The sequence below is a fragment of the Pseudomonas sp. AC083 genome, from assembly GCF_979253165.1.
This window is the reverse complement of record NZ_CEEDDH010000001.1, coordinates 1-26,981: the sequence shown is the minus strand read 5'-3', so window position 1 is coordinate 26,981 and position 26,981 is coordinate 1. Positions and strand designations below refer to the sequence as shown.

At 60.7% G+C, this 26,981-nt stretch carries 26 protein-coding genes; 11 read left to right on the top strand and 15 right to left on the bottom strand.

Going from position 1 to position 26,981, the window contains the following annotated elements; genetic code table 11:
- Window positions 1-3: 3 nt before the first annotated feature.
- Window positions 4-321 carry an SCP2 sterol-binding domain-containing protein gene (locus AC0IXA_RS00130; protein ID WP_016774477.1) on the top strand — a complete coding sequence of 106 codons (318 nt, stop codon included), beginning with the start codon at window positions 4-6 and terminating at the stop codon, window positions 319-321.
- Window positions 322-399: 78 nt separating this feature from the next.
- Here the strand turns inward: AC0IXA_RS00130 and AC0IXA_RS00125 are convergent, their stop codons facing one another.
- The 5 genes from AC0IXA_RS00125 to AC0IXA_RS00105 all read right to left on the bottom strand — a co-directional run bounded on the left by AC0IXA_RS00125 (window position 400) and on the right by AC0IXA_RS00105 (window position 3,725).
- Window positions 400-906, bottom strand: coding sequence for a hypothetical protein (locus tag AC0IXA_RS00125; protein ID WP_471811041.1), 507 nt, complete (start codon window positions 904-906; stop codon window positions 400-402).
- Between the two features lie 95 nt (window positions 907-1,001).
- Window positions 1,002-2,039, bottom strand: coding sequence for a hypothetical protein (locus AC0IXA_RS00120; protein WP_471811039.1), 1,038 nt, complete (start codon window positions 2,037-2,039; stop codon window positions 1,002-1,004).
- Between the two features lie 12 nt (window positions 2,040-2,051).
- The gene (locus AC0IXA_RS00115; RefSeq protein WP_471811037.1) at window positions 2,052-2,519 is read right to left on the bottom strand and encodes a PAAR domain-containing protein; all 468 of its coding nucleotides are present in this window, start codon (window positions 2,517-2,519) and stop codon (window positions 2,052-2,054) included.
- A 238-nt stretch (window positions 2,520-2,757) separates the two neighbouring features.
- Window positions 2,758-3,252, bottom strand: a complete 495-nt coding sequence (locus AC0IXA_RS00110) for an RES family NAD+ phosphorylase (RefSeq protein ID WP_016774476.1) — start codon at window positions 3,250-3,252, stop codon at window positions 2,758-2,760.
- Entirely contained in the window at window positions 3,249-3,725 is a 477-nt protein-coding gene (locus AC0IXA_RS00105; RefSeq protein WP_122610537.1) for an MbcA/ParS/Xre antitoxin family protein, read from the bottom strand. Before AC0IXA_RS00105 ends, AC0IXA_RS00110 begins: the two co-directional genes overlap by 4 nt.
- Before the next feature lie 350 nt (window positions 3,726-4,075).
- Here AC0IXA_RS00105 and AC0IXA_RS00100 point away from each other — a divergent pair, with 350 nt between their 5' ends.
- The 3 genes from AC0IXA_RS00100 (at window position 4,076) to AC0IXA_RS00090 (ending at window position 7,270) form a co-directional block, all read left to right on the top strand.
- Window positions 4,076-4,939 (top strand): LysR family transcriptional regulator, encoded by an 864-nt coding sequence (locus tag AC0IXA_RS00100; protein WP_024012724.1) that lies wholly within the window; start codon window positions 4,076-4,078, stop codon window positions 4,937-4,939.
- 112 nt (window positions 4,940-5,051) lie between these two features.
- Entirely contained in the window at window positions 5,052-6,197 is a 1,146-nt protein-coding gene (locus AC0IXA_RS00095; RefSeq protein WP_471811034.1) for a sterol desaturase/SRPBCC family protein, read from the top strand.
- Window positions 6,194-7,270: an SMP-30/gluconolactonase/LRE family protein gene (locus tag AC0IXA_RS00090; protein WP_471811032.1), complete on the top strand. Its 1,077-nt coding sequence runs from the start codon at window positions 6,194-6,196 to the stop codon at window positions 7,268-7,270. The genes AC0IXA_RS00095 and AC0IXA_RS00090 overlap by 4 nt, the downstream gene beginning before the upstream one ends.
- Window positions 7,271-7,377: 107 nt before the next feature.
- On the opposite strand, the gene AC0IXA_RS00085 is transcribed toward AC0IXA_RS00090, so the two are convergent.
- Together AC0IXA_RS00085 and AC0IXA_RS00080 are read right to left on the bottom strand one after the other, a co-directional pair.
- On the bottom strand, window positions 7,378-7,542 hold the full coding sequence (locus tag AC0IXA_RS00085) for a hypothetical protein (RefSeq protein WP_016774471.1): 165 nt from the start codon (window positions 7,540-7,542) through the stop codon (window positions 7,378-7,380).
- 99 nt (window positions 7,543-7,641) lie between these two features.
- A complete protein-coding gene (locus AC0IXA_RS00080; protein WP_471811030.1) occupies window positions 7,642-7,896 on the bottom strand; it encodes a hypothetical protein in 255 nt (84 codons plus the stop codon).
- A 204-nt stretch (window positions 7,897-8,100) separates the two neighbouring features.
- Between AC0IXA_RS00080 and AC0IXA_RS00075 the strand changes: the two genes are divergently transcribed.
- The gene (locus AC0IXA_RS00075; RefSeq protein ID WP_016774469.1) at window positions 8,101-8,622 is read left to right on the top strand and encodes a DUF4142 domain-containing protein; all 522 of its coding nucleotides are present in this window, start codon (window positions 8,101-8,103) and stop codon (window positions 8,620-8,622) included.
- A 56-nt stretch (window positions 8,623-8,678) separates the two neighbouring features.
- On the opposite strand, the gene AC0IXA_RS00070 is transcribed toward AC0IXA_RS00075, so the two are convergent.
- Window positions 8,679-8,942, bottom strand: coding sequence for a hypothetical protein (locus tag AC0IXA_RS00070; protein ID WP_471811606.1), 264 nt, complete (start codon window positions 8,940-8,942; stop codon window positions 8,679-8,681).
- Window positions 8,943-9,202: 260 nt separating this feature from the next.
- Here AC0IXA_RS00070 and AC0IXA_RS00065 point away from each other — a divergent pair, with 260 nt between their 5' ends.
- Genes AC0IXA_RS00065 through AC0IXA_RS00040 form a run of 6 tightly spaced genes read left to right on the top strand, consistent with a single transcriptional unit; the run spans window position 9,203 to window position 14,633 of the window.
- Complete coding sequence (locus tag AC0IXA_RS00065) at window positions 9,203-10,054, top strand: STAS domain-containing protein (RefSeq protein WP_341637695.1); 852 nt, start codon at window positions 9,203-9,205, stop codon at window positions 10,052-10,054.
- 4 nt (window positions 10,055-10,058) lie between these two features.
- Window positions 10,059-10,421 carry an STAS domain-containing protein gene (locus AC0IXA_RS00060; protein ID WP_016774466.1) on the top strand — a complete coding sequence of 121 codons (363 nt, stop codon included), beginning with the start codon at window positions 10,059-10,061 and terminating at the stop codon, window positions 10,419-10,421.
- Complete coding sequence (locus AC0IXA_RS00055; protein WP_016774465.1) at window positions 10,418-10,822, top strand: anti-sigma regulatory factor; 405 nt, start codon at window positions 10,418-10,420, stop codon at window positions 10,820-10,822. The genes AC0IXA_RS00060 and AC0IXA_RS00055 overlap by 4 nt, the downstream gene beginning before the upstream one ends.
- Window positions 10,819-11,832, top strand: a complete 1,014-nt coding sequence (locus tag AC0IXA_RS00050) for an ATP-binding protein (protein WP_341638017.1) — start codon at window positions 10,819-10,821, stop codon at window positions 11,830-11,832. Before AC0IXA_RS00055 ends, AC0IXA_RS00050 begins: the two co-directional genes overlap by 4 nt.
- The gene (locus AC0IXA_RS00045; protein WP_122507075.1) at window positions 11,825-12,700 is read left to right on the top strand and encodes a sensor histidine kinase; all 876 of its coding nucleotides are present in this window, start codon (window positions 11,825-11,827) and stop codon (window positions 12,698-12,700) included. Before AC0IXA_RS00050 ends, AC0IXA_RS00045 begins: the two co-directional genes overlap by 8 nt.
- A complete protein-coding gene (locus tag AC0IXA_RS00040; protein WP_073474818.1) occupies window positions 12,690-14,633 on the top strand; it encodes a response regulator in 1,944 nt (647 codons plus the stop codon). Before AC0IXA_RS00045 ends, AC0IXA_RS00040 begins: the two co-directional genes overlap by 11 nt.
- Window positions 14,634-14,964: 331 nt before the next feature.
- On the opposite strand, the gene AC0IXA_RS00035 is transcribed toward AC0IXA_RS00040, so the two are convergent.
- The 7 genes from AC0IXA_RS00035 to lexA form a co-directional block, all read right to left on the bottom strand.
- Entirely contained in the window at window positions 14,965-17,598 is a 2,634-nt protein-coding gene (locus tag AC0IXA_RS00035; protein ID WP_471811026.1) for an excinuclease ABC subunit UvrA, read from the bottom strand.
- 38 nt (window positions 17,599-17,636) lie between these two features.
- The gene (locus AC0IXA_RS00030; RefSeq protein ID WP_341637697.1) at window positions 17,637-19,748 is read right to left on the bottom strand and encodes an ATP-binding protein; all 2,112 of its coding nucleotides are present in this window, start codon (window positions 19,746-19,748) and stop codon (window positions 17,637-17,639) included.
- A 135-nt stretch (window positions 19,749-19,883) separates the two neighbouring features.
- Complete coding sequence (locus AC0IXA_RS00025; protein WP_122707997.1) at window positions 19,884-20,573, bottom strand: GntR family transcriptional regulator; 690 nt, start codon at window positions 20,571-20,573, stop codon at window positions 19,884-19,886.
- 517 nt (window positions 20,574-21,090) lie between these two features.
- Window positions 21,091-24,168: an error-prone DNA polymerase gene (locus AC0IXA_RS00020; protein WP_341637698.1), complete on the bottom strand. Its 3,078-nt coding sequence runs from the start codon at window positions 24,166-24,168 to the stop codon at window positions 21,091-21,093.
- Complete coding sequence (locus tag AC0IXA_RS00015) at window positions 24,165-25,580, bottom strand: Y-family DNA polymerase (protein ID WP_341637699.1); 1,416 nt, start codon at window positions 25,578-25,580, stop codon at window positions 24,165-24,167. Before AC0IXA_RS00015 ends, AC0IXA_RS00020 begins: the two co-directional genes overlap by 4 nt.
- Window positions 25,581-25,585: 5 nt before the next feature.
- Entirely contained in the window at window positions 25,586-26,203 is a 618-nt protein-coding gene (imuA, locus tag AC0IXA_RS00010) for a translesion DNA synthesis-associated protein ImuA (protein ID WP_024012713.1), read from the bottom strand.
- Window positions 26,203-26,820: a transcriptional repressor LexA gene (gene lexA / locus AC0IXA_RS00005; RefSeq protein ID WP_341637700.1), complete on the bottom strand. Its 618-nt coding sequence runs from the start codon at window positions 26,818-26,820 to the stop codon at window positions 26,203-26,205. The genes imuA and lexA overlap by 1 nt, the downstream gene beginning before the upstream one ends.
- Window positions 26,821-26,981: the final 161 nt, after the last annotated feature.

Sequence of the window (26,981 nt, the reverse complement as noted above, 5' to 3'; positions counted from 1 at the left end):
ACCATGACCTCCGTAGCTGATGCCGTAAAAGCAATGCAAGCCAAGTTCAACCCAGCCGCCGCTGCCGGTCTGGACCTGGTCTTCGGTTTCAACATCACCGACGAAGACAAGCAATACGCACTGATCGTCAAAGACGGCACCTGCGACATCCAGGAAGGTGAAAACCCGGATGCCAACTGCACGCTGGTGCTGGACAGCCAGACCCTGAAAGACATCGTCAGCGGCGAAACCGACGGCATGCAGGCCTTCATGGGCGGCAAGCTGCGCGTTGAAGGCGACATGATGCTGTCGATGAAACTGTCCGAGCTGTTCCCTTCGTAAGAAGCTTCTTGGTAAAACACAGATCCCGCTTATTGGCGGGATTTGTCGTTTCAACCATTGAAGTCATGGCAACGTGAGTTAACGCTTGGCTGAAGCCGTCCCATCAAGCTCTTTTTTTACCTGAAGGTATGCAGCCTCTTCATCACTTTTTTCGATCAGATTCGAAGCCATGGAGCGGGGCAAGAGTTTCTTTTCTGTCACGTCCCAATCGATCGTAACGACCACGGTCTTGTTTGCAAACGTAATGAAAAGCCAATAGGAATCCACGGGCTTGTCAGGCTCGGCAAATGAACTATAGGCATACCGTATCTGGCGATGCAGGTCCGGCGTATTCAGAATGAGGTCTTCGGTGTCCAACCTCGGAAACTGTCGCCCTACAGCGAATAACGCTTCGGTCAAGAGAACATCATTCTCAATATGTCGCAAACTTTCAGGCTTATTGCGCAGCATGGTCACTGGGCTCTCTTCAGGCGGAGTACCCATGAGACGCGGGCGATACATACCTGAACTGAACCACCGGCTGGCGTCGAAACGGTTTTCTTCCGGACTCCACGGGCCGTAATACATCATTACTTTGGCTGGCATCTGGGCTTCCTTGGCGTAAATAAATAGTCCTGCAAAGCTGACAGCAATCAACAAGACACATAAGACGTGACGTTTGCCTATAAACTTCAGGAGCGTCATAGCGGTTTATAGGCAAGCAGGTGTTTGGGTACGCCGTCCGGTGTATCACCTGATCGAACGTCACGATGTGCGCCTAAGGCATCCAGCGGAAATCCAATCTTCCGTTCATACAATGCTCGGCTGTCATCGTGCGCCAGCAAATTGCGCTCTTCTTCAGAGACTGTTGGCGCTGGCGCCTGCGGCGCCTGTTCATCAGGTAATTGCGCCGTTGGGTCTTTGAGGGTCTTGCGATGTTCGATCAGCTTTCGTTCATAAGCGGTTTTTCGACTCAAATAATTCCGCATCGCTCGCCCATCAGCTGCTTCTCTTTCACGAATTCCCGGCACAGATCCCCGTTCCGCGGCAGTACCATAAGTCGTGTCGTAGTTGCTGCGTCTTGGAAATGCCCACACGGTGGTCCGGGTCGCATTAGCAAGAATCTGCGCCAGGCTGCGCTCGTAATGAGGATCTTCTGTTTCATTGACCTTGAAGTCGGCATCGATACCCAAACCTGTGCGACAAGCGTAGGAGTGAATTTTCGCACCATAGGCAAACGCTTCGGGCTTGAACATATTCGCTTGTGCATCACGCAGACGGTAGCTATCGTTTTTATCCAGCTCGTAGCCCAACTCGATACTGCCCACCACACCATGGGAAAAAAAGTCGAGCGGTTTGATCTCGCGCCCGCGGCGTTGCCGAGCTGCGATGAAATCCACAAGACCGGATATCGAGTCCATCTCCCGGTACTGTGCTCCGTGCTGATTTTCGACAACGTCCTTCAAAGCCGCCAGCAAGTTCTCCGGATAGTCATTTTGGAAAATCAGAAATACACGCTGGATTGTGAAGTTTGGAGTGCCGATTGGATACTTTGTGAGTTGGCGAATACCCTGATTGATAAAGCGCATCTTGTTGCCCTTCTGGCCACGAACCTTTTCATAAAGGGACATGTAAGACGCACCCACAACCGTTACGTAATCCTGTGCCAGCGTACCTTTCACTTGGGTCGTTGTATGTTGATCGCTTGTTCGAGCTTGATTCTTTCTGGGGGCTGCCACCTGCCACCTCCCTTAGTAATCTAGGCCGAGCGCGTCGAGATGGGCGGCGGCTTCCTTACCCCACTGCACAACTATCGAAGTCGGGTTGGCCGTAAACACTCGCGCGGCGTTACCATGACTGTCGGTATGGCCTACGAGACGCTGACCGTCACCCGTTTCGATGCAATAAAGCATGTCGGGAATAGCTTCGCCAGTGGTCTCATCAACCAGTTGGAAGCGCTCGCTGTGTTTGGGAACAGTGATAATCGGCGAGAAAGGTGCGGAACCGACCTGGGTGCCGACAAAAACGTCGCCAGAGCCCGTGATTATCATGCCTCCGTGGGCCGTCGCACTGCCCAAGAAAGCAATAGGCTTGCCATTGATCAAAATATTGCTGATGCCTTCGGTGACAGTGTCTCCGCACGCTGTGGTGTCTCCGACACGCAAAACCGGCATTCCATTGATGTTTACCTGAACCGCTGCTACCGGGATTGGTGCCATGGCCTGTGATCGGGCATGCATTAAGATCGCTGAGTCGAGCGGCAGGCTTTGCCATCTTTAACTTCCTTGTAGTAAGCGTGGGCGCGAAATGTACCGGATCTTTATATTGGTTGAAAGCCTCAATCCAGGCGTAGAATGCGAGCCGCCGCGAATGTAGCTGGCAGCGACTCATCGGCCCTTGATCGCTCCCGGAACCTGGAAATTGTCGTGTCGGATTCGCAGACCCACACAAATACGATCAACCCTCCTGCAACAACCGCGTATCCAGCCCAAACCGCTCTTGCGAAACCATCCTGAACTGACCCTCCGCCAGATCGCAACTCACCAGCAAATTCCACGAGTGTCGGGTGGCCACCGAAGGCACCAGAACAAATGGATGTTCAGCCAACAGTGCATCGGCAAACTTTCGCTGGTTGGGTGAGGTTTTGATCGGGGTGAGCCAATGGGGATTGGGCACATCTTCCGGTTGCACGATTCTGACGCTGGCGTCGTGGGTGATTTCAAAACAGGTCAACACATAGGGTTCCTGATCAAGCGCATCGAAGCTGCCATGGGCGGCCACCTCCAGTATCGCCGTGGAGGGGTCGACCGACGCATAAACGACTCTGCGGCCGGGCGTATTCCAGCGGCCGCCGTCCCGTTTCGATCCGAGGCCGCTGTCCCAGGTCTCGCTGTACACCTCGCGATCCAGCCGCCAGGCGTACCAGCGATCATCCCAGGGCAAGGGATTCATTGATAAACCCCGTATTTGATCTGGTTCAGATACTCCTCCACCATCCTGAAGCCCAACGCATGTCCAACCAGATCGAGCGGCACATATCCGTAGAAGTAAGTGGCGCGGTGTTCCAGCCATGATTCGGCCTTGGCCTGACGCCCGAACACCTCGATGGCCAGTTCCAGCGCAGCGGCATATTGGTAGGCGATCACGCTCTGCGGCGTGTCCAGGCGCACCGACGCGCCTTCCTTGAGCAGGCGTCGCACGGTTCTCACGGATTTGCCGGTGATACGTTTGACCATCTCTCCCTGTTGGTACAGCTCGGAGGTTGCGATCATGTTCACCACATCAAGCAGCTCAAATCCTTCGCTTGTGCAGCGCAGGATGAGCATCGGATCGTCGCCGGTGTCCTGCCCACGCAACAGCAACTCCAGAGGTTTGCCCTCGAGCTTCTTCAAGCCCGTGAGCCGGGGCACTTTGGCGCTCGGCATGGCAACGTCCTCCGAGGGACACCTGGCGCGATCGTCGCGCCAGTAATGGCGAGGCGAGTAAGCAGGCGTATGGCTTTCAATCAGTGGGATTCGCATAGTCCATCCTTTGTCCGGGTCCAGAGCGATCTGTGCGCTCGATGACTTCAATGTCAGGACTGATCCTATAGACCCGGCGTCCGACGACCAACCTGAAAAAGTCGTCAGAAATATCCCCAAATCTGATCAAAACGCTCCTGTTTCCGTAGGACTCAAACGCAATTTTCAGCGGTTCAATCCGTTGTTGCTTTCAGGTTGGGGAGAGAGCCTTTTGACTTACAATGCGCCCCACCTCCAGATACCGGCCCCGCCCCATGGACATCGACCTCGCTCGCACTTTCCTCGAAATCGTCCGTCACGGCAGCCTTGCTGCCGCCGCGCAGAAGCTGTTCGTCACGCAGACCGCGATCACCGCAAGGGTGCAGAAGCTTGAAAGCCAGTTGGGCAGTACGCTGTTCGTGCGCAATCGCGCCGGGGCGAAGTTGACGGCCAATGGCGAAGCGTTCGTGATCTACGCCAATCAACTGGTGCAGACCTGGGAAGCCGCGCGCCGCGACTTGCCGCTGCCCGAGGGTTATCACAACGTTCTGCATATCGGTGGCGAGGTCAGCCTGTGCAACCCGTTGATGCTCAGTTGGGCGGCGGAACTGCGCGAGAAAATCCCCGGCCACGCACTGCGCATGGAAATTCGCGATGGCGAAAATCTGCTGCGTCAGCTCGAACTCGGTGTGCTCGATGCCGCGCTGGTTTATCAGCCGGAATACTGGCCGGGTCTGCAGGTCGAGCAAGTGCTGGAGGAAAAACTGATTCTGGTGCGCGCGCCCGAGCGTCCGGAGCCTTACGTCTACATCGACTGGGGCCCGGACTTTCGCCGTCAGCACGACGCCGCCCTGCCGGAAAAAGCCAAAGCCGCGCTGAGCTTCAACCTTGGCCCGCTGGCCTTGCAATACATCCTCGAACATGGCGGAAGCGGTTATTTCCGTACCCGGGTCGTGCGCACTTATCTGGAGACCGGCGCGCTGGAAGCCGTCACCAAAGCCCCGGAATTCGGTTATCCGACCTATCTGGTGTATTCCCGTGATCGCGACTCGGCAGTGCTGCAGCAGGCATTCGATCTGTTGCGCGAAGTGATCCGCACCGATGACGACTGGTCACAGCGCTGGAATCCGTTGAGCTGACGGGCAGCCTCAGTCCAGAGCATGGCGCTTAAGGCCGCAAGGTTCGCCCTGCACAAGTCAGCGGATCGGCTAATCTGCCGGGTATAACAACAATACCCGCAGGTGAAACGCATTGAGGCAGACCACCGAGGCATTCCGCAGCCGCTACCGGGCGGCCATTCATCCTTTGTACAACCCATGGCTGCATGGCGCGTTCGTGTTGCTGTTCGGCATTTTCGCGATCGCTGCGTTCTGGCGCACGGTGCATTCAGTGAGTTGGCTGGAATGGCTGACGGTGCCGCTGAGCCTGTTGTTGTTCAACTTCGGCGTGTACATGGTCCATCGCCATCTCGGTCATCAGAAAAAATCCTTCGCGAAGATGTTCTATGCCCGGCATGCCGGCGACCATCACAGCTTTTTCACCCCCGGGCACATGACCTACGACAGCGCGCGGGACTGGCGAGTGATTCTGTTTCCAGCCTGGCTGATCGTCATTCATACGCTATTGACCACCCTGCCCCTGTGGTGGCTGCTCGCGCAGGTCAACGCCAATGTCGCCGGGCTTTTCGCCGGATGCATGGTGCTCGGTTATCTGCTCTATGAGGTGTTCCATGCCTGCGAACATCTGCCGCCGCAAAATCCGTTGGCCCGTTTGCCGTGGATCCGCCAGATGCGCCGTCTGCACGAACTGCATCACCGCCGCGAGCGCATGCAGGAGCGCAATTTCAACATCGTTCTGCCCTTGATGGACTACCTGTTCGGCACGCTGTATCTCGAGCCGGAACCCGCCCCTTTGAGTGATTCGCGAATGCCCATGACGCGCATGCAGCACCAGATCGATATCGCCGGCGAACCGGTCGCCGTGCTGGCCTATGCCGCCAGCGTCAGTCACTGGCCGGACTGGCATCCCTCCTCATTGAAGATTGACGGTCCGCACGGTCCACTGCATGCCGGTGCGCGTTTCGAAGAGGACATCCATGCCGGCGGACGTGCCGGTCACTTGCGCTGGGAAGTCACTGAATACCTGCCGGGCCGGCGCTGGTGCGCACGCGCGCAAAGTGATCAGGGCCTGTCCCTGCGTTTGACTTACGAGTGCTCGGCGGAGGCTGGTGGCACGCGATTCGTGCGTACGCTGGAATATCGCTTTGACGGTTTGCTCATGCGTCTGGCTAATCGCCTGTTGCTCAAGCGGCGCATCGAGCGCGAGTCTGCCGCGTCCATGCTTGCCCTGCGCGACACGACCGCGCAGTACATCGGCGCGGCGAGGGCCAGCGCGTGAAATTACGTTATGTGCTGTGCCTGCTGATCGTTCTGGTCATCGCCTTCTTGTTGTTGCTGCCGACCAAGGTCGAACCGGTCGCCTGGACACCATCACCGGCGCCCTCGTTGAAAGACGGGATCTACGCGGACAATCAGCGCCTCAAAGCTGTGGCGAAGGTCGGGCCGAGTGACATCGAAGGGCCTGAGGCGCTGCTGCTGGAAGACGAATTCCTCATCACCGGATTGCATGACGGCCGGCTGATCCGCAGCAGCCTCGACGGCACGCAGCGCAAAGTCCTCGCCGACACCGGTGGCCGTCCACTGGGCCTGGCCCGTCATCCGAACGGCATGCTGGTGATTGCCGATGCGGTCAAAGGCCTGCTGTCGCTGGATGCGCAGGGACGCGTGATCCCCTTGACCACCGAGGCCAACGGCGTGCCATTTGGTTTTACCGATGATGTGGCGGTCGACAAGTCAGGCCACTACGCCTACTTCAGCGATGCCTCGAGCCGCTGGGGCTATGGCCATGACGGTGAGGCGATCATCGAGCACGGCGCCGACGGCCGTTTGCTGCGTTACGACTTTCAAACCGGCAAGACCAGCGTCTTGCTCGACAAGTTGCAGTTCGCCAACGGCGTCACCCTTGGCCCCGACGAAGCCTATGTGCTGGTCAATGAAACGGGTGCTTACCGCATCAGCCGCTACTGGCTGAGCGGGCCGAAGGCCGGTACCCATGATGTGTTCATCGACAACTTGCCGGGGCTTGCGGACAACCTCTCGTTCAATGGCAGCAATCGCTTTTGGGTAGCGTTGTACGCGCCGCGCAACGCGTTACTCGATGGTACCGCGCAGCACCCGTTCGTACGCAAGATGATCGTGCGGGCGTTGACGGTTTTGCCCAAGCCTGTCGAAAAGCGTGGGTTTGTGCTGGGGCTGGATCTGGACGGCAAGGTGATAGCCAATCTGCAGGACGCGAGCGATGGCAATTATTCGCCGATTACCACGGTGCGCGAATATGGGCAGTGGTTGTATTTCGGCTCGTTGAAGGCGAGGCATATGGGGCGGATGGGGCTGGATGCGGCGCTTAAGTGAGCCAGCGGGATTTGTATGTAATGGACTGACGCCTTCGCGAGCAGGCTCGCTCCCACAGGGGAAACGAATTCCAAAGTGGGAGCGAGCCTGCTCGCGAAGGCGGTCTGTCAGTTGCCGGACCGGTCGAACTTCTCCGGATCTTCATCCTCCGGCAGTTCTTTCACGGTTTTTTCCGGATGCGCTGTGGTATGCGCCGGGCTGTTGGGTTCAGGGCGGGTCGGAATCGGGTCGAAGCCGCCCTGCTCTTCACTGGGGAATTTCGGATCGTTCATGAGGCACCTCGCAACGAGTCGATGGTTTGCAGACTCTGCACATTGGAGGTGCCGTGGGTGGTCGCCGTTCCCTTTGGATGGCGACCACGGGTCAGGTAATTATTGCCCGGTCAGCGGCTGCCCGGCCAACCGGGCGACGATCTGTTCCTTGACGATCACGCGCTTCTCTTTGAGCTTTTTCAATTCGTCGTCAGTGGGGGCGTCTGACTGGGCGTTCTCGGCTTCGACCACTTCAGCATCCACCTCGAAATACTTGTTGAGCAGCGAATCCAGCTTCGCATCCTCGGAGCGTTTTTGCTCGATCTCTTCCTTCTTGCAGCCCAGGTCCTGATACAGATCATGTGAAACCGGCATGAAACACCTCCATCAAATTGATCGACAACCAGCGCGACCGATGCGCTGACTCGTTATCAGCATGGCCTTGCGCAATGGCTTCTGTCGACACCCTGTCAGACCAGCGGTTGCCGTTCGTCGCCCTGTCGTAAATGCGATAAAACCTTTGGCGTTTGCGTCCGCTCCATTGGATAACGCTCACAAAAACCTGCGTGGAGATACCCAATGGACGGATTCAACCTGCGTCATCTCGCTCTGGCTGTTGCACTGTCTGCCGGCATGGGCAGCGCCTTTGCCGCGACCGACAATGACTTTGTCGATAACGCCGCCGCCGGTGGCATCGCTGAAATCGAAACCAGCCGCTTGGCTCTGGAAAAAAGCCAGTCCGCTGACATCAAAGCCTTTGCCAATCAGATGATCACGGATCACAGCAAGGCCAACGATGAGCTGGCAGCAATTGCCAAGGCCAACGACATCGAAGTCCCGGACACCACCACCCTGGTCAAACAGGCCAAGGAAAAGATTCTCGACATGCGCGATGAATCCTTCGATGCGGCCTACGCCAACAACCAGGTCAAGGCTCACGAAGAGACCATCGAGCTGTTCAAGAAACAGGCAAACACCGTGACCGATGACAAGGCCAAAGGCGCTACTGAACTGAAAGCGTTCGCGCAGAAGATGCTGCCAGCGCTGGAAAAACACCTGGCCCACGCCAAAGAGCTGCAAGCCAAACATCCGAGCAAGTAACCGCCCGGCAATAAAAAGGCCGCATCCTTCGATGCGGCCTTTTTGCGTTTCAGCGATCAACCGCCATCGGTGTCGATATCGGCGTCGGTGTTCTCGCCAGGTTCAGGACGGTCCGGGTCAGGCTTGAAGCCGGGGCTGAAGTCGTTGCTGTTGTCATTGTGATGCTGCTTCTGATCGACCTCGGCAGCCGCGCTGTCAGCCTGTCCTTGTTCAGCCGGCGCGGGGGTATTTTGTCCCGGTGCCTGCGGGTCGATGGCCGGGTCGTTGCGGTTAATTGACTCTGAGGACTGATTTTGCTGTTGCGGCGCTTGCTCGTTCATATCCACCTCATTCATAGTCCTGCCTCCTTCTTCCAGCACGACTGGAAAACGTCGGGCATGCAGATTCGAAGCCTGACGCCGTAGATTCGTTCAAAAGATCGCTGCCTGCTGCCACGCCGACTAGAGTTAGCGGGGCGTTCGACGCGGCAGGCAGAAAATTTCACCGCTGGATGAACAACTATTTCAAGCGGCAAATGTCAGTCAATTCGCGCCGGTCATTTCGCTGAGCCGGCCCCTATACGTAACGGAGCGACACGCACATGGCAGCACTGCAGAACAGCACAGTTGAAGCAATCAGGAACAACCAGGCTCAACTGCTGAGCGAATGGACCAAACGCCTCGAAGCCAGCGGTGCCACGCGCAATCTCAAGGAACACGACCTCGCTCAGCAAACCCGCGACTTGCTCTCCCTGCTACTGGCCGGTCTGGAAAACGGCAACGGCAGCAAGATTGCCGCCGCAGGCTGGGAAAACACCCGTCAGTTCCTTGAAAAGCTGTCGCAGAGCCGCGCCCTGCTCGGCCAGGATTCCCAGCAAACCGCCAATTTCATCTTTGCCCTGAAGGGACCGTTGTTCGCCCTGCTGCAAAACCATTATCAGGACCAGCCGGCACTGCTCGCCGAGCAACTGCTGGAAGTTTCCGAACTGCTCGACACAGTCGGCATGCACACCATCGGCACCTTCCAGAAATCCCGTGAAGCGGTGATCAAGCGTCAGCAGGAAGAATTGCTGGAACTGTCGACTCCGGTGGTCAAGCTGTGGGATGGCGTCCTCGCCCTGCCAATGATTGGCACACTCGATTCGCAACGCACCCAAGTAGTCATGGAATCGCTGCTGCAACGCATCGTCGACACCGGTTCCGAGATCGCCATCATCGACATCACCGGCGTGCCGACCGTCGACACCCTGGTTGCCCAGCACCTGCTGAAAACCGTGACCGCCATTCGCCTGATGGGCGCTGATTGCATCATCAGCGGCGTGCGTCCGCAGATCGCCCAGACCATCGTTCACCTGGGTCTGGATCTGCAAGGCGTTGTGACCAAGGCCAACCTGGCCGACGCCTTGAAACTGGCCCTGACTCGCCTGGGCATCAGCCTCGGCAAAGCGGTCTGAGCCGATGGAACGTATTCCGATTCTTCAAATGGGCGATTTGCTGCTGGTGACCATTCAGGTCGACATGCACGACCAGCTCGCCATGACCCTGCAGGACGATCTGTCCGAGCGCATCAGCCGGACCTCGGCCCGTGGTGTGCTGATCGACATTTCCGCACTGGACATGGTCGACTCGTTCATCGGGCGCATGATCGGCACCATCTCGGGGTTGTCGAAAATCATGGACGCCGAAACCGTGCTGGTCGGCATGCAGCCGGCCGTGGCGATCACGCTCGTTGAGCTGGGCATGACCTTGCCGGGCGTCAGCACCGCCCTCAACGTCGAACGCGGAATGAAACTGCTGCAGGATCGAGTACGCCTGCAATGACCGTACGCAGCAGTGGTACTCAACCCATCCTGATCGAACAGGACGTGGTACTGGCCCGCCAGACCACGCGCAAGCTCGCCACCGAATGCGGCATGCGCCTGATCGACCTGACCAAACTGGTCACCGCCGTCAGCGAGCTGGCGCGCAACACCATGGTCTATGGCGGCGGCGGTGACATGGATTGGCAGATCCTCGAGGAAAACGGCCGGGTCGGTTTGCGCATCACGTTCCGCGACGAAGGCCCGGGTATCCCCGACATCAAACTGGCGATGACCGACGGCTGGACTTCCGGCAGCGGACTAGGCCTCGGCCTGACCGGCGCCAAACGTCTGGTCAATGAATTCGAACTCGACACAGAGCCCGGCAAAGGCACGCGCATTACGATCACACGATGGACATGAATATCACCGGGTCGTTGACCCAGGTTCTGCCGATCGAGGACAGCAGCCAGATCGGCCACGCCCGGCGCACCGCGCAGAAACTCGCCGAGCAGCATGGCTTCGACGAAAACGATGCCGGCCGCGTGGCACTGGTCGCGACGGAACTGGCAAGCAACGTGCTCAAGCATGCCCAGCGCGGCGAGTTCCATCTGCGTGTGCTGACTCGTCCGGATAACGGTTTCGGCATCGAAATGCAGACCGTGGATCGGGCGCAGGGCTTTGATCTGGATGCCTGTCTGGCGGATGGCTTTTCCACTGGCGGTACGCAGGGCATCGGTCTTGGCGCGGTGTCGCGGCAGACCAATGTTTTCGATGTCTACGCAGACCACCGTGGCGCGGTGTTGCTGGCGAGAATTTTTCCGCGCAGCGATCGTCAGGCGGATATCCGCTTCGGCGTCAGCCAGCATTCGCTGCATGCCGATCCAGCCTGCGGCGATGTCTGGCATCTGGCATATGAAGGCTCGCGGATCAGCGCGCTGGTGGTCGATGGCCTCGGTCATGGCGAAGACGCCGAGCGCGCAGGCCTGGCCGGTGCGCAGGCATTTGCCCGGGCACCGTTTGCCGATCCAGTGGTATTGATGGAAGACCTGCATCAGGAAATGCTCGGCACCCGCGGCGGCGCCGTCGCTTTCGCGCAGTTCGACAGCCAGCGCGATGGTCTGACGTTCGCCGGTGTCGGTAACATTGGCGCCAGCTTGCTGGACCCGGCAAAGTCACGCGGGCTGGCCTCGCATCCCGGTATCGTTGGCGGCCAGTACCGTAAAGCCAAACCCTTTGACTATGCTCACGTGAACGGACATTTATTGATCATGTACAGCGACGGCTTACAGTCCCGTTGGAATCTCAAAGACTACCCCGGACTGGTGCATCGCCATCCGTCCGTGATAGCCAGCGTCCTGCACCGCGACTTCTGTCGTGGTCGCGATGACGTGACGGTGCTGGTCGTTGATCTGGAGGCCACACATGGCTGAATCGACAACCCTGAGCCCTGCTGAACAGGCGGCGCTCATCGCTCAGTTGCAGCGCGAAACCACTGCCCTGCGCGAAGAGCTCGATGAAACCAACCAGGGCGTGCTGGCGCTGTACGCCGAGCTCGACACTCAGGCTGAAGAACTGCGTCAGGCATCGGATCTCAAGAGCCGTTTCCTGTCATACATGAGCCATGAATTCCGCACGCCGCTGGGCTCGATCCTGAGCATCAACAGTCTGCTCGCTGACGAACTTGACGGTCCGCTCAGCCCTGAACAGCACAAGCAGGTGGCCTTCGTCAGCACCGCTGCCCGCGAGCTCAGCGACATGGTTGATGACCTGCTCGATCTGGCGAAGATCGAAGCCGGGCGCATCAGCATCTCGCCGGCCTGGTTCGACATGTTCGACCTGTTTTCGGCCCTGCGCGGGATGTTCCGGCCAATCGTCGATGCTTCGGCGGTGGATCTGATCTTCGAAGAGCCGCTGGGCCTGCCGCGCCTGTATACCGATGACAAGAAGCTCGGGCAGATCCTGCGCAACTTCATTTCCAACTCGCTGAAATTCACCACCCGTGGCGAAGTGCGCGTCTCGGCGCGACTGGAAGGTGAAGACAAGGTGCGCTTTGCCGTCAGCGACACCGGCATCGGCATCGCTGCCGAGTTGCATGACACGCTGTTCGAGGACTTCTCCCAAGTCGATTCGCCATTGCAGAAGCGTCTGCGCGGCACCGGTCTGGGCCTGTCACTGTGCAAGCGTTTCGCCGCCCTGCTCGGCGGTGAAGTCGGGGTAGACAGTACGCCGGGCGTCGGCTCGACGTTCTTTGTCATCATCCCGCTGGCGATCGCTCTGGAGAACGTCGATGAATCGTGACATCCGCCTGTTGATCGTCGATGACAACGTCGCCACCCGTTACGCCCTGCGCCGGCGCCTGGAGCGCCATGGCTACACGGTGCTCGAAGCCGGCACCGGCAGCGACGGCCTGGCCCTGATCGAGAGCGAAGCCCTCGATGCGTTGATCCTCGACGTCAACCTGCCGGACATGAGCGGTTTCGACATCGTCCGCCTGCTGCGCGCCGACCCGCGCACTGCGCTGCTGCCGGTGATTCATGTGTCAGCGGCGTCGATCCAGACCGGCGACATCATCACCGGTCTCAACGCCGGCGCCGACGCCTATCTGATTCACCCGGTCGACCCTGATGTGTTGCTGGCGACGCTGCGTACCCTGCTGCGGGTGCGCGACACGGAAAATGCCCTGCGCGAAAGCGAGGCGCGTTTCCGCGAGATTTTCGCCAACGTCTCGGCGCCGATCGCAGTGCTCGATGCCAATCTGAAAGTGCATGAATGCAACCACGCCTTTGCCCAATTGATCGTCGATAACCGCGACCCGCAAGCGCTGCGTGAATGCTTCGCCGAAGATCAATGCTCGATCCTCGATGAACTGCGTCTGCGTCTGGTCGACGGCGAGCGCTGGAAAGGCACGCTGAACATGCGCGTGCAGGGCGAGATTCGCGAGACGCAATGGCAGATTTCGCCGTATCGCACGCCAGAGCTGAGCCTGGTGTTCGTCGAGGACGTCACCGAACACCGCCACCGCGAGCGCTCGCATCTGGCGCGACTGGATGACACCACCACGCAGCTGGCCAAGGAAGTCGCCGAGCGCGTGCACGCCGAAGCGCAATTGCTGCAAGTGCAGAAAATGGATGCACTGGGCAAGCTCACCGGCGGTATCGCCCACGATTTTAACAACCTGCTGACCGGGATCATCACCAGCCTGGAACTGATCCAGAAACGCGTGGCCGATGAGCGTCTGGACAAGGTGCAGTTCTACACCGAAGCAGCGCTGAACTCAGCGATGAGCGCGGCCTCGCTGACCCATCGTCTGCTGGCATTTGCCCGGCAGCAGCCGCTCGATACACGGCCGGTGGACATCAACGAGCATGTCCGCTCGCTGGAAGAATTGCTGGTGCGCACCATCGGCGAGCGCATCACCCTCAAGCTGGAACTGACCAACAAACCGGCGATTGCGCTGGTCGACCCGGTGCAGCTGGAAAGCGCCGTGCTCAACCTGGTGATCAACGCCCGCGATGCCCTGCCCTCCGGCGGCAATATCTGGGTCAATACTTACGCCGCTTATTCCCACGGCGATCCGAATCTGGCCGATGGCGCGTACGTGGCGCTGTCGGTACGCGACGACGGCACCGGCATCGAACACAACGTGATCGACAAGGTGTTCGAGCCGTTCTTCACTACCAAGCCGCTGGGCCAGGGCACCGGGCTCGGTCTGTCGACGATTTACGGCTTCGCCCGCCAGTCCGGCGGTGACGCACACATTCGCAGCGTTGCCCGCCGTGGCACCGAAGTGACCATCATGCTGCCCGGCACCAACGACCCGACCGGGGCCGATGCGCCTGTGCCCGTGCCTGACGCGAAAGGCAGTGGTGAGCATGTGCTGATCGTCGAGGACATGGCCACGGTGCGCTTGTTCGTCACCGAAGTGCTGGAGGATGCCGGCTATCGCTGCACGCAAGCGGCGGATATCGAATCGGCGCTGGAGCGCTTGCAGAATGACCCGTCGATCGATCTGCTTTTGACCGACGTCGGCTTGCCGCGCATGAGCGGCCGTGAACTGGCGGATGTTGCCCGTGGCTGGCACGAAGGGCTGCCGATCCTGTTCATGACCGGCTACGCCGAAACCGCCCTCAACCGCCAGGTCTTCCTTGGCACCGGCATGGACATGCTGGTCAAACCGTTCCAGATCAGTGAACTGCTCGACAAGGTCCGCCGCACGCTGGATGGCGCCTGAACTGACACACATCCCCGTGTAGGAGCGAGCCTGCTCGCGAAGGCGTCCGTCCAGTCAGCTCATCTGCGGCTGACATTCCGCTTTCGCGAGCAGGCTCGCTCCCACAAGGGGTCTGCTGTGTTACCACTTTATTGGGTACAGCCTGCAAAACTGTGGGAGCGAGCCTGCTCGCGAAGGCGTCCTTCCAGTCAGTTCATCTGCGGATTACATTCCGCTTTCGCGAGCAGGCTCGCTCCCACAGGGGATCTGGTGTGTGACGACCTTTCTGGGTACACCTTTCAGAACTGTGGGAGCGAGCCTGCTCGCGAAGGCGTCTGGCAAGGCGCCGTGATTATCGGCTTAACGCCCGAGCCAGGAACGGCGCAGTCTTGCTCTTCTTGCTCGCCGCGACTTTCTGCGGTGTGCCGGCGGCGACGATCCTGCCGCCCTGATCGCCGGCCCCGGGGCCGATGTCGATCACCCAGTCGCTCTGCGCGACGACGCGCATTTCGTGTTCGACCACAATCACCGTGTGCCCCGCCGTCACCAGCGTATCCAGCTGCTCGAGCAATCGATCGACATCTCGCGGATGCAATCCAGTAGTCGGTTCATCCAACACATACAAGGTCGCGCCACGCTGGTTGCGCTGCAATTCGGTTGCCAGTTTGATCCGCTGCGCCTCACCGCCGGAGAGCTCCGTGGCCGGTTGCCCCAGACGCAGATAACCCAGACCAATATCGCGCAGCACCTCCAGCGAACGACGAATCCCTGGCTGCTCGGCAAACACGGACACCGCTTCATCGACAGTCAGTTGCAGCACCTGAGCGATGCTCAAGCCTTGCCAGAGAATCGCCAATGTCTGCGGGTTATACCGCGCGCCATGACAGGTCGGGCACGGCGCATACACGCTGGGCATGAACAGCAATTCAACACTGACAAAACCTTCGCCCTCACACGTGGCGCAACGGCCCTTGGCGACGTTGAAAGAAAACTGCCCGGCGTCATAGCCCGCCGCTTGCGCTTCGGGAGTTGCGGCAAACAGCTTGCGCACGTTGTCGAACAACCCGGTGTAAGTCGCCAGATTGGAGCGCGGTGTGCGTCCGATGGGTTTCTGATCAACCTGCACCAGGCGTTTGATCGACTCCAGGCCGGCGCTGATCTGCCCGGTGCTGGGCGGCGGCGTGTCATCTTCCAGACTCGGTTCTTCCGACTCGGCCTCGGCCACTGGACGGCCCAACTGCGCGCCGACCAGTTCCAGCAAGGCCTGACTGACCAGACTCGATTTGCCAGAACCCGATACGCCGGTCACCGAGGTGAAACAGCCCAAGGGGAATTCGGCGCTGAGATTATTCAGGTTGTTGCGCGTCACGCCGTCGAGCTTCAGCCAGCCGCTCGGCTTGCGTGCGGCGCGCTCAGGGCGCTGGTTTTCCGCGAACAGATAGGCGCGGGTCTGCGAATCTGCAATATCCGCAAGTCCCGCAGGCGGACCGCTGTACAGCACGCGCCCGCCCTTTTCGCCCGCCGCCGGGCCGACGTCAATCAGCCAGTCGGCACGGCGCATGGTTTCGACATCGTGCTCGACCACAAACAGCGTATTGCCGTCAGCCTTCAAGCGCTGCAACGCCTCGAACAGCGCCTCGCCATCCGCCGGATGCAGACCGGCAGACGGTTCGTCCAGCACATAAATCACCCCGAACAACTGCGAACCCAATTGCGTGGCCAGGCGCAAACGCTGCAACTCGCCAGACGACAGCGTCGGTGTACTGCGTTCCAGCGCCAGATACCCCAGGCCGAGATCGGTCAGGGTGCTGACTCGCTCCAGCAGATCTTCAGCAATGCGCTGCGCCGCCAGACGTTTCTCCAGCGACAGGTTCGGCGTGTGGCGCACGTCCGGCGCGCTGGCGTGACCGCTGGCGCCATGGGCGACCCGCTGCTGACGAGCCTCGCGGGTTTGCGCATGGCTGAGGGTGTCGCCGCTCTCCTCGGCCTGTTCCAGATAATTTGCCGCTGCTACAGGCCGCAGCACTTCGGCCACTTGCAGCAACGGCATCTGTGACAACTCGCCAATGTCGTAGCCGGCAAAGGTCACCGACAACGCCTCGCGCTTGAGCCGTTTACCCTCGCACAATGGGCAAGGGCTGCCGCGCATGAACTGCGAAACACGCTTCTTCATCAGCGCACTTTGCGAGTGGGTGAAGGTGTGCAGGATGTAGCGCCGCGCGCCGGTGAAGGTGCCCTGATAACTCGGTTCCATCTTGCGCTTGAGCGCGACGCGGGTTTCTTCCGGGGTCAGCCCGGCGTACACCGGCACCGTCGGCGTCTCTTCAGTGAAGAGAATCCAGTCGCGCTGCTTTTTCGGCAGTTTTTTCCACGGAATATCGACATCAATGCCCATGGTCACGAGGATGTCGCGCAGGTTCTGCCCCTGCCACGCCAAGGGCCATGACGCCACGGCGCGCTGGCGGATGGTCAGGTTCGGGTCCGGCACCATCAGCGCTTCGGTCACTTCATAGACGCGGCCAAGTCCGTGACACTCCGGGCAGGCGCCCTGCGGCGTGTTCGGTGAAAAGTCTTCGGCATACAGCATCGGCTGCCCCGGCGGATAACTGCCGGCGCGGGAATAGAGCATGCGGATCAGGCTCGACAACGTCGTCACGCTGCCCACCGACGAACGCGCGCTCGGCGTGCCGCGCTGCTGTTGCAAAGCGACGGCGGGCGGCAGTCCTTCGATGGAATCGACATCCGGCACGCCGACCTGATCGATCAGCCGCCGCGCGTACGGCGCCACGGATTCGAAATAACGCCGCTGGGCCTCGGCATACAGCGTGGAAAACGCCAGCGACGACTTGCCCGAACCGGAGACACCGGTGAACACCACCAGCGCATCACGCGGAATATCGACATCAACGTTCTTCAGGTTATGTTCACGGGCGCCGCGCACGCGAACCATGCCGGCGGGTGCTTTGGAATTGCGCTTGGAAATCATCGGCCTGCCTTGATTGAAAAACTGGGCAGCGCTCGGCATCAGGTGCCGAGCACCTCGCAAATCATCTGCAGTAAAGCTTGCGGGCTGTAGGGTTTGCCGAGCAGATGCGTATCGGGGCTGAGCTGGTGGTCGCGGGAAATGATGTCGCGGGTATGCCCGGAAGTGAACAGCACCGGTACCGGCGGTGTCTGCACCTTGGCCCAGGCAGCAAGATCGGAACTCTTGATAAGGCCGGGCATGACCACGTCGGTGAAGATCAGATCGATCTCGATGCCTTCCAGCAACATCTGCATGGCCACGTCGCCATTGCACGCGGTCATCACCCGATAGCCTTCCTCGCGCAGCAACTCGACCGCCGAAGCGCGCACCGCGTCATTGTCTTCCACCACCAGAATGGTTTCGTGGCCGCCGCTCTTGCGTTCGCCGACACTGGCGGTCTCTTCGCGAACCGGACGCAGACTGCGCGGGAAATACAACTGCACCCGCGTGCCTTCGCCGAGCTTGCTGTCGATCTCGACGTGGCCGCCACTCTGTTTGACGAAGCCGAAGACCATGCTCAAACCGAGCCCGGTGCCCTGGCCGTCGGCCTTGGTGGTGAAGAACGGTTCGAAAACCTGTTCCAGCATTTGTGGGGCAATACCCACGCCGGTGTCAGTGACCGCCACGCGAACATACTCACCGGACGCGATGCCCTTGCCGGCGCAGTATTCGCTGTCCAGGCAGACATTGGCGGCACTTAGGCCGATGACGCCCTCGCCCTTCATCGCGTCGCGGGCGTTGATGGCCAGATTGAGAATCGCGTTTTCCAACTGGTTACGGTCGACGTTGATATGCCACGGCTGCGGCGGCAACTGCACGTCGATCTGAATGGTTTCGCCCAAGGCGCGTTGCAGCAACTCGCCAACGCCTTCGAAAATCTGTTCTGGGTTGCACACGGCCGGTGACAGCGGTTGCCGGCGGGCAAATGCGAGCAATTGCGAAGACAGTTTGGCGCCGCGCTCGACCGCCGCCAGCGAAGCCCCGACCCGGCGCTGCACGTTGGCATTGTTCGGCTCATGCCGAGCGAGCAGATGCAGGTTGCCGGCGATCACTTGCAGCAGATTGTTGAAGTCATGGGCAACGCCACCGGTCAGGCCGCCGATGGCTTCGAGTTTCTGCGACTGGCGAAGTTGTTCTTCAGCCGCCAGCCGCGCATTCACCTCGGCGGCCACGCGCTGTTCGAGGTTGCGGGTGAATTTGAGCAGCGACTCTTCAGCATTCTTGCGCTCATGAATATCGATCAGCACGCCGGGGAAGCGAAACGGCCTTCCGTCTTCATCGAACTCGCAGGCACCACTGGCCAGCACCCACAGATATTGGCCATCGCCGCGCTGTACGCGGTACTCGGCGTTGTAGGGCTCGCCAGTGCGCACACAATGGGCGACCCGCTCCTGGACCCATGGGTGGTCGTCGGGATGAATGCGCGATTCGGCGATCTCTTGTTGCAGATCGCTCAAGTCCTGATCCGGCGGATAGGAAAAGGTGCGGGCGAAGCGTTCATCGGCGGAAAAGCGATTGTTTTTGATGTCCCAGACAAACGAGCCAAGCAGTGCGCCGGCATTCAGCGCCAGACGCACACGCTCGTTGTCGGCGCGATAGGCATCTTCGGCCGCCTGACGCAGGCGCTCGGAATGCACCAGTTCGGTGGTTTCGACCACCATCGCCATGACGCCGCCGGGCACGCCTTCGTCGTTGGCCACCGGGCTGTAATACAAATCCATCCAGACGTCTTCGGGCACGCCGTCGCGCAGCAAAACCAGCTCTTTGTTGCGATAGGACAAGGTGCCACCGGCCAGGCAGGTGTCAACCACGTGGCGGTTGAACTCGGCGACTTCCGGCCAGCCCAGCTCAACCGGAGCCCCGAGCAGATAGGGATGGCGGCCACCGGCAAATTCGGAATAAGCGTCGTTGTAGATCATGTAGCCGGCGTGGCCCCACAGCATCACCATCGGCAACGGCGAAGCCAGCATCAGTTGCACGGTGTTGCACAGGCTGGCCGGCCATTCGGCGAGCGCGCCCAGTTCGGTGTGGCTCCAGTCGAACGCACGGATGCGTTCGGCCATTTCGCCTTTCCAGCCTTCACAGCCGTGGCTTTCGGATAAAAACTGCATCGCCTGACTCAGTGTCCTTTTTTGCGGTTTTCCGATCTATCGCAACGCTACAACGACGCGACGCCCGTGTGTTTCGAGGCTGTGAAAACGCATTGGTTTCATCGCAGGTATAGCCGATTTGCGACGCAGAGCCATTCAGACGCCAATCAAGTGCTTGAGTGGGTGATAACCGGTTTTCATTTTTGCCGCGACGTCGAGGATCGCCTTCTCGATTCCGTTGAGGTGCGTACAGGTCAGTTCGATCGCGGCGCTCTGATCGCCGGCTTCGATGTACTCGAGCAAACGCAGGTGTTCATCGTCGCGGCAGGCTTGATGACTGTCATCATCGAGCGCGGCGGCATACAGCGAGGCCCGCGAGATCAGCTTCTGGAACCAGTCGAGCAGTACCGGATTGTTCAGGCTGCGCGCCAGTTTGAGGTGGAACTCGCCGAGCAGATGGATCAGTCGTTCATGGTCGCCGGCCGCATGGGCGGCGTCTTCCAGTAACAAGTGCTCACGCAGATCCTGCATGGCAACGCTGTCTCTACGCCGGCACAGTTCGGTGACGATGCCGATCTCGATCAGCCGCCGGGTTTCGAACAACGAACGCAGCTCTGCGTCACTGGGCAGCGACACCGATGCGCCTTTGTTGGGCTCGGTGGTGACCAGACCATCGGCTTCCAACTGCTTGAGCGCAGCCCGCACCGAGGTGCGACTGACATTGAACAGCTCGGCCAGCGAGGCCTCGCCCAGCTTCATGCCCGGGCGCAACGAACGCTTGCTGATCGCCGCATAAACCCCTTGGTAGACGCGATCGACCGTGGTTTCCAGCTTCTTTTCGCTCATTCGAACACTCCTTTGGCGTCGGGCAATTCATCCTGGCAGTCGCTCGCCATGGAGTTGATCGGGTTCCCGTACCAGTGTGAAGCGCAGAATATCTGCCTTCGGCCCAAAGGTGCAGCCTTTTGATTTATCTCGATTTTGAATAAACAGCCAAAAACCTGTGGGAGCGAGCCTGCTCGCGAAGGCGGCGGCACGTTCGACATCGTCATTGCCTGACACTGCGCTTTCGCGAGCAAGCTCGCTCCCACATTGATACGGGGCAGATCGACCATCTCCAGAGCAACCAAAGTCCCTGTGGGAGCGAGCCTGCTCGCGAAGGCGTCGGCACAGTCAATATCGTCATCGCCTGAGACTGCGATTTCGCGAGCAGGCTCGCTCCCACACTGATCCGGGGCCGATCAACCATCTTCATCGCAACCAAAATCCCTGTGGGAGCACGCTGCTCGCGAAGGCGGCGGCACGTTCGACATCGTCATTGCCTGACACTGCGCTTTCGCGAGCAGGCTCGCTCCCACACGGGTCAGTGGAAATCCCGGCTCTGCACATGAATGCCATTGAGCAGCGGGCTCAGGTCGCTCATGCGCCCGGCGATCAGGTGGCGCACATCGCCTTCGCGTTCCCAGCGGCCGTCGACCTTGAGCAATTGCGACCCCACCAGCACTTGGCGCTGACGCTCGGCCAGGTCACGCCAGACCACCACGTTGACGTTGCCGAACTCGTCTTCCAGGGTCACGAACGTCACGCCGCTGGCCGTACCGGGGCGCTGTCGGCCGGTGACCAGACCGGCCACGCTGACCGGCCGGCCATGTTCGATATCCATCAATTCCCGCGAGCTGCGGCAGCGCCGGGCCTGCAACTCGCCACGCAACAATGCCAACGGGTGCGGCCCCAGCGTCGTCCCCACCGTGGCGTAATCAGCATGCAAGTCTTCGCCAACGCTGGGTTTGGGCAGGACGATTTTGACTTCTTCCTCGTTGGGCAGGCCGGCGAACAGGCCGAGTTGTTTCTGCACCCCGGCCACTTCCCAACGCGCACGATGGCGATGCCCGGCCAGACCGCGCAAGGCGCCGGAGTCTGCCAGCAAGGCCTGCGCACGACTGTCGAGGGCGGCGCGCTCACCCAGGTCAGCGACATCGGCAAAAGCTCCGTGGCGGCGCGCGGCTTCGATGCGCCGGGCATCTTCTTCGCGAAAACCCTTGATCATCCGCAGGCCCATGCGAATCGCCGGTTGCCCGGCACTCAGCGGTTCGAGGCTGCAATCCCAGTCGCTGGCGCGCACGTCCACCGGACGGATCTGCAATTGGTGCCGCCGCGCGTCCTGCAGAATCTGGTCCGGGCTGTAAAAGCCCATCGGCCAACTGTTGATCAGTGCACAGGCGAAGGCCGCTGGCTCGTGACACTTGAGCCAGCAACTGGCGTAGGTCAGCAAGGCGAAACTGGCGGCGTGGGATTCGGGGAAGCCGTAACTGCCGAAGCCCTTGATCTGCTCGAAGATCTGCGCAGCGAATTCCGGTGTGTAGCCGTTCTTTTTCATGCCGGCGGCGAGGCGTTCCTTATGCGGCTCCAGTCCGCCATGGCGCTTCCACGCCGCCATCGAGCGGCGCAACTGATCGGCCTCGCCGGGGCTATAGTCGGCAGCGACGATGGCGATCTGCATGACCTGTTCCTGGAACAACGGCACGCCCAGGGTTCTTTTGAGTACGACTTCGAGCGCCGGCGACGGATAGGTTTCCGCCTCTTCGTTATTACGTCGGCGCAGATACGGATGAACCATGCCGCCCTGAATCGGCCCGGGCCGGACGATCGCCACTTCAATCACCAGATCGTAGAAAGTCTTTGGCTTCAGGCGCGGCAGCATCGACATCTGCGCCCGCGACTCGATCTGGAACACGCCGACGGTATCGGCGCGGCTGATCATTTCGTAGGTCGGTTTGTCTTCGGCGGGGATCGTCGCGAGCGTCAGGTTCAGATCACGATGCCGGCGCAGCAGATCGAAGCAGCGGCGAATCGCACTGAGCATGCCCAACGCCAGGATATCCACCTTGAGCAGGCCGACCGCATCGAGGTCGTCCTTGTCCCACTGAATGATGGTGCGGTCGGCCATTGCCGCGTTTTCGACCGGCACCAAGGTGTCCAACGGCTGCTCGGAAATCACAAAACCGCCGGGATGCTGCGACAGATGCCGAGGGAAGCCGATCAGTTGCCCGGTCAGGCTCAGCACCCGGCGCAGCACCGGACTATCCGGGTCGAAGCCGCCTTCACGCAAACGTTCCAGCGGCGGCGTCTCATCGCTCCAGCGCCCGCAGCAGTCGGCCAGCGCGTTGATCTGATCCGGCGGCAGGCCGAGGGCCTTGGCCACATCGCGCACGGCACCGGTGGCGTGATAGGTGCTGACCACCGCCGTCAGCGCCGCACGTCGCCGGCCGTAACGGTTGAACACGTATTGCAGGACTTCTTCGCGGCGCTCGTGCTCGAAATCGACATCGATGTCCGGCGGCTCGTTGCGCTCTTTGGACATGAAACGTTCGAACAATAGCGTGGTGCGCTCCGGGTCGATTTCGGTAATACCCAAGGCATAACACACCGCCGAGTTGGCTGCCGAACCACGCCCCTGACAGAGGATTTTCTGTGTGCGGGCAAAGCGCACCACGTCGTGCACGGTGAGGAAATAGCTTTCGTAGCCGAGCTCGGCGATCAATTGCAGCTCGTCATCGATCTGCTTGAGCACCTTGGCCTGAGGCCCTTTCGGCCAGCGCCAGGCAATGCCCTCCTCGGTCAGATGGCGCAACCAGGAACTGGCACTGTGGCCCTCGGGCACCAGCTCTTTCGGGTACTGATAGCGCAGCTCGCTCAGATCGAAGGTGCAGCGGCTGGCCAGGTTGACCGATTCTGCAAGCAAGGCCGGCGGATACAATTCGCGCAGCACATCAAGGCAACGCAAATGCCGCTCGCCATTGGGGTGCAGGCGCAGACCCGCTTCGGCCACGGGGACGTGATGACGGATCGCGGTCATGGTGTCCTGCAAGGCACGGCGCCCCCGGGCGTGCATGTGCACATCGCCGCTGGCCACGGCTGGAATCTGCAACTCAGCCGCCAGAGCCAACAATGCCGCGAGCCGCTGTTGATCGTTCTGCCCGCGATGCAGTTGCACCGTGAGCCACAGGCAGTCCCCGAAGGTTTGTTTCAGCCAGCGCCCTTCTTCCCGGTCATCCACTGAATCCGGCACCCACAACACCAGCAAACCCGGCAGCGCTTCGGCGAAGTCTTCGCGCAGCACCTGATACTGGCCTTTCTGCGTACGCCGCCGAGCCTGGGTGATCAAGCCGCACAAGGCCTGATAACCGGCAAGGTTTTCCACCAGCAGCACCAGTTTCGGGCCGTTGTCGATGCGGATCTCGCTGCCGATGATCAACGGCAACTCAACGGACTTCGCCGCTTGCCAAGCACGGACGGTTCCGGCCAGGGTACATTCGTCGGTGATCGCCAGCGCCTGATAGCCGTGCTTTTTCGCCCGCTGAAACAGTTCCAGCGCGCTCGAGGCTCCGCGCTGGAAACTGAAGTTCGACAGGCAATGCAGTTCGGCGTAATCGGCACTCATGCGAACCAGCCTTGCAGCCACAGCGGACCGCCCTCACCCACCGCCCGCCAGGCCCAGCCCTGCTGACCGGCGCGGTTCTGGATCAGGTAGTAATCACGCCGCACGTCGCCACCGTCCCACCAACCGGATTCGATGCGCTCCGGCCCCATGAGAATCCGCGCCGAACCTTCCGGCACGCTTTGCGGTTCGTTGAGCAGCCAGCCAGGACGCTGCACGCTGGGCAACCCCGTGCAAAGGTGTTTATCGGCAGCGTTCTGCCACGCGCACTCAGGGCGATGATCGGCCTGAAAGCGCAGCCCCTGCACCGCATCATCACCCAGCCGTGCGCGCAGACGTTCGCGCAATTGCTCCCAGGGCAAGGTCTGCTGCGGGCGGTCGTCGAACAGCTCCTGATACTGCGGAACGAAACTCGGCAGGTCTTCGGCGCGCAAGCGAAAACCACGCACCGGTGCTTCGACCTGGACTTGTTCCAGCCGGCCACGGGCCAGTTCAAACAGCATTGCCGCGTCACGTTCGGCACTGAGCAGGCCGACCTTGATCACTGTGTCCGGCAGCCCGGCGTGTTCCAGAAGCAAATCGAAGCGCTGCACACCGCTGTCGCGCCCGCAGAGGAACGCCGACAAATCGCCGGTCAAGCGCCGTAGCGGGAACAGCAAGGCTTGATGGGATTGCACGTCGAAATTCAGTTCGATGCGGATATCGAAACGGTCGGGCGGCAGATAGAACGCCAGCGCCAGAGGGCGTGCGCCGAACAGTGTATCCAAGTGCTTGAGCATCTGCGCTTCGAAACGCCGGGCCAGTGCCTGGCGTGGCAGGCTTTGCACCTGACTGAGATTGCGCAGGCCCATGCGCGACAACGCCGTGGCGACATTCGGCTCCAGCCCGACGCGGTCGACCGGCAATTGCCCAAGATGATGCTGCAAGGCCTCGCTGTCCGGCACCACCAGGCCATCGTAGGCATTGGCCAGCACTCGCGCAGCCACCGGGTTCGGCGCGGCGACGATGCGATGACGAAAGCCCAGGTCTTTCAACTCCTGGCGCAGGCGAGCTTCAAATTGCGGCCAGGTACCGAACAGGCCCAGGCTCGATTCGATCTCGAACACCACGGTACGCGGATAATGCACGCTGACTTGCGCGCTGAAACGATAGGCCCATGCGGCGAGAAACTGCTGCCAGTGCTCAACCTCGGCCACCTCATAATCGGCGGTGGCAAAGCCTTTGCTCATGGCTTGCGCGGCGGTCATCGACATGCCGGGGCGCAGGCCGAGTTTGCGTGCCGCCGGATTTACCGCTTGCAGCACCCGCCGCTGGGCCGGGCCGCTGAGCAGGACCAGCGGCTCTTCAGGGTCGGGCCGCTGACGCAGCACGGCGTCGAGGGCCAATTGCGGAAACAGGATACATACCCAGCGCATGACAATCAGTGCCCCACGGCAAAGGCAATCGGCGTAGCACGCGCCAGGCCGCCACGGCATTTGAGTACGCGTAGCTGCGCCGGTTTGGCATCGATGGCTATGCGTAACGCTGCCGGTGACGGGTTGACCGCTTCGCTCAACGGGCGCCAGGCAAAGGCCAGGGTCTGGCCGGTTTCCGCCGCTACCTGCAAACGCCGCAAGGCTCGGTCATCGGCCTTGTTCGGCCAGCACAGCACCGCGCCGCAACTGCCCGAGCGCAGGCATTGCTCCGCCGCCCACAAGGCATCGCGCTCGCTGGCCTGAATCACCGACAACTGGCGCAGATCGACTCCGGCATTGGCCCAGGCCTGCGGGTACGGCACGAACGGCGGCGCCACCAGCACGATGCGCTCACCCGCCGCGGACAATCGCGCCAGGGTTGGCCAGACCAGCTGCAGCTCGCCGACACCGGGGCCGGCGAGGAGGATTTCGCTCAGCGCCGCTTCCGGCCAGCCGCCGCTGGGCAGCGCTGCGTCCAGTCCCGCATGCCCGGTCGGCTGCGGACTCGCCGCCGGTGGCGCAGGCCGGCCGCGCCAGACCTGGCCGCCATTGAACAGCGTATCCAGTGCAACGACGGCGCCCATCAGCCTTGCCTCACCAGACCACAGAACACGCCTTCGATGGCCAGGTCCTGATCATCACGCACGACAATCGGCTGATACGCCGGGTTGCGTGGTAGCAGGCGCACTTCATCCCCGACCCGCTCGAAGCGCTTGATGGTGACTTCACCGTCCAGACGCGCAACGACGATCTGGCCGTTGAGCGCCTCGGGGTTGCGCCGTACGCCGACCAGATCGCCGTCGAGGATGCCGTCTTCGATCATCGAGTCACCCTGCACCCGCAGCATGTAATCAGGGGTGCGGGAGAACAGCGCCGGGTCGAGCAGCAAACGGTTATGGATATCGGCATCGGCGCCAATCGGTGCGCCGGCAGCCACGCGACCGAGTACGGGAATCTCCAGCAGCTCCGGACGCGGTGGCTGACCGAGCAGGCGAATGCCCCGGGCCTGATGCGGATTGACCTCAATGAAACCGGCTTCGGTGAGCGCCAGCACATGCTTGCGCGCCACGCTGCGCGAGGCAAAACCAAAAGCCTCGCTGATTTCAGCGAGGCTTGGGGGCTGACCGTGCTCGGCGATGCGATCGCGGATAAAGGTCAGAATGGCGGTACGGCGGGGAGTGAGGTTCGTCATGGAGTACATTTGTACTCCTGTAGGAATTTACTGACAAGAACCGCCAGTCGGCGTAGGAGCTGCCGAAGGCTGCGATCTTTTGATCTTGCTTTTCTGATCGTTCCCACGCTCTGCGTGGGAATGCCTCAAGGGACGCTCCGCGTCCAGTGACGCGGAGCGTCACGGGCTGC